The sequence below is a fragment of the uncultured Succinatimonas sp. genome, assembly GCF_905203285.1.
GTDB lineage: Bacteria > Pseudomonadota > Gammaproteobacteria > Enterobacterales > Succinivibrionaceae > Succinatimonas.
The window spans coordinates 1-2,694 of record NZ_CAJKVK010000139.1; the positions used below are offsets into that span (position 1 = coordinate 1).

2 protein-coding genes are annotated in these 2,694 nt (G+C 41.6%); one reads left to right on the forward strand and one right to left on the reverse strand.

The window, feature by feature from the left end; genetic code table 11:
- Nucleotides 1-180 precede the first annotated feature (180 nt).
- The gene (locus QZ019_RS09615; RefSeq protein WP_295484591.1) at nt 181-1,758 is read left to right on the forward strand and encodes a Na+/H+ antiporter NhaC family protein; all 1,578 of its coding nucleotides are present in this window, start codon (nt 181-183) and stop codon (nt 1,756-1,758) included.
- Between the two features lie 78 nt (nt 1,759-1,836).
- On the opposite strand, the gene QZ019_RS09620 is transcribed toward QZ019_RS09615, so the two are convergent.
- Entirely contained in the window at nt 1,837-2,472 is a 636-nt protein-coding gene (locus QZ019_RS09620; RefSeq protein ID WP_295484593.1) for a hypothetical protein, read from the reverse strand.
- Between the last annotated feature and the right edge of the window lie 222 nt (nt 2,473-2,694).

Below are 2,694 nucleotides of genomic sequence, written 5' to 3' on the forward strand. Positions count from 1 at the left end.
GAAACTGCCCTTCCTTCTTTCAAGTTATCGGGAATGACTATTTAGTCACCCTCTTTTTTTGCCCAAAAGATGTGCTCTATGCTGTTTATTTCAGTGCTTGTGCTATAATTGCGACCACTTATGTGCCTATAATGCACTAAATTAGTGCAAAAAGATTAATCTACACTATTCGGAGAGGTTATGGAACCTTACTACGCAGGTGCGTTATCTATACTTCCGCCGATCATCGCCGTAGTTTTGGCTTTGATTACTAAGGAAGTTTTCTCATCTTTGCTGCTTGGCATCCTTACAGGAAGCTTGATTTATACCATCGGCAGCGGAAGCGACATGGTTATTGTAAGTACTGTAGAAAATACTTTCAAAATCATGGTTGATAAAGTTGATTTCAATATCATCCTCTTCTGCTCGCTGTTAGGTGCCCTCGTATATGTGATCTCCATGGCCGGAGGTTCTCGTGCCTACGGAAAATGGGCAGCTAAAAAAATTAAAGGCAGAAGATCAGCTCTACTTTCCACTTCTGCTTTAGGCGCTTTCATTTTTATTGACGATTATTTCAATTGTCTTACCGTCGGTACCGTAATGCGCCCCATCACCGATACTTATCGTATTTCTCGCGCCAAGCTCGCATATATCATTGACGCTACCGCAGCTCCTATCTGCATTATTGCTCCGATTTCATCCTGGGCTGCAGCCGTCGGTTCAAACCTAAAGAGCACCGGTGCTTTTGAAAGCGAAATGGAAGCCTTCGTCTCAACCATTCCATGGAACTTCTATGCCTTGTTATGCATCATCATGGTTATCATGGTAAGTGTCGGTAATTTCGATTTCGGTCCGATGCGCCGCTCAGAAATTGCCGCAATCAATGGAGAAAGTTCTAACAACAACGAAAAAACCGATGATGACGCACCGACCATCCATGCACAAGGAACCGTACTTGATATGGTCGTTCCCATCCTTGCTCTCATTGTTTTTGCAACTTTGTCCTTACTGTATTGCGGCGGATATTGGGGAGAAGATCCCGCTTACCATACAATAGCCGCAGCTTTCGGCAACACCTCAGCGGGACCAGCTTTGGTAATTGCTTCTTTTGCCGCTTTGCTGGTTGCTTTCATTCAATTCGTCGGCCGCCGTCTTTTAACCTTAAAGACTTTCATGCAGGGCGTTATCAAAGGCGTTCAGGCCATGATTCCGGCAAACATGATCTTGGTTCTTGCTTGGGCGATTTCCGGTATTTGCCGTGACCTTCTTGAAACCCAGGTATTTATCGGCTCTTTAGTACAAAACGATGCAGGGCTTGCCGGTAATCTCATGCCTGCTATTATTTTCGCAATCGCCAGCTTCCTGTCATTCTCCACCGGTACCGCTTGGGGAACTTTCGGTATTTTAATTCCTATCGTTGTTACCGTAGCTCAAGCTATTGCTCCGTCAGGAGAACTTACCATCATCGCATTGTCCGCCACATTAGCAGGTTCAGTCTTCGGTGATCACTGTTCTCCGATATCCGATACGACAATTTTGTCAAGCGCCGGCTCAGGCTGCGTACACATTGAGCACGTCTCTACTCAATTACCGTATGCCTGCATCACAGCGATTTCAGCATTTATCGGCTACGTAATCGCAGGTCTTACCTTATCCCTGCCTTTAAGTCTCGGCAGCGCTATTGTCGTTATGGTAGTCTCTCTTACTTATCTGCATCTGCATAACTCAAAGCGTGAAAGTATTCACGATCACTATAAGAAAGTTACACAAGAACAGTAAACTGCTGCACATATAATAAAAGAACCGGAACCTCCTTTCGCATGAACGGAGGTTCTTATTTTGTACACAAAGTTTAAGTTAAAGACTTCTTACCCCAACACATTTACAGCAATAACCGCCTACTTTTAAAAGCTCGACTAACGCTTTACAAAAATCACATAACGAAATATAGCTTGAACCTGAAATATCCATCGGCAGAATATCGTTGCCAAGTTCAAATTTTCCCGTTCCGTAAGCTTTTAAATCAAGAACTAAAGGAGGACACAATAAAGTCCAATCAATATCTTGTATATTTCTAATTTTTAAAAAAGCCTCAACCGCCAAATTATGCCGATTCTCATTATCATCAAAATGGATCCCGTCCATATCACGAACAAAAGTATCACGCTTTTTATCGGTATATAAAAAGGCAGAAGATCCGATAGCAATAAGTTTTATTGAAGAATTCTTAATCAGATCGCGCACGTGCCAAAAAGGAAGATTATCAATTCCGTAAGATTCAATACGCGGAAAAGACAAAGTATCAATAACAGCGTGACATTTAGCAAAATCATTTATATTAAGTTCACGCACTTCTTTTATTATCAAAGGTCCGTTGCCGATTGATGACGTAAAATTTTCTACTACGGACACTACCTGAATTCCCGCAGCTTCCGCGGCATTTACGATGCGTCTGCCAAGCTCGGTATCAGCACCCAACACGGCGATTTTCATAAAAAATCCTTACTAAGAGAAACAGCTACTTATAGTTATTAATTAGTGACTCTGTTTAAGATTTTCAAGTAAAAGAAAAGTACTGCCCTAAAATTGCGCGAAAAATTCCCTGAAAAAAGAAAAGCACCTTCAAATCATTAAAATTCAAAAGTGCTTTTACAACTAAACCCAAACTCTGCTGTTCTAGATAAAAATAAAAGAGAAATTTATTTAACTTATTGT

Coding starts and splice junctions, on each gene's coding strand:
- QZ019_RS09615 (WP_295484591.1), top strand. CDS start 181: ATGGAACCTTACTACGCAGGTGCGTTATCTATACTTCCGCCGATCATC.
- QZ019_RS09620 (WP_295484593.1), bottom strand. CDS start 2,472: ATGAAAATCGCCGTGTTGGGTGCTGATACCGAGCTTGGCAGACGCATC.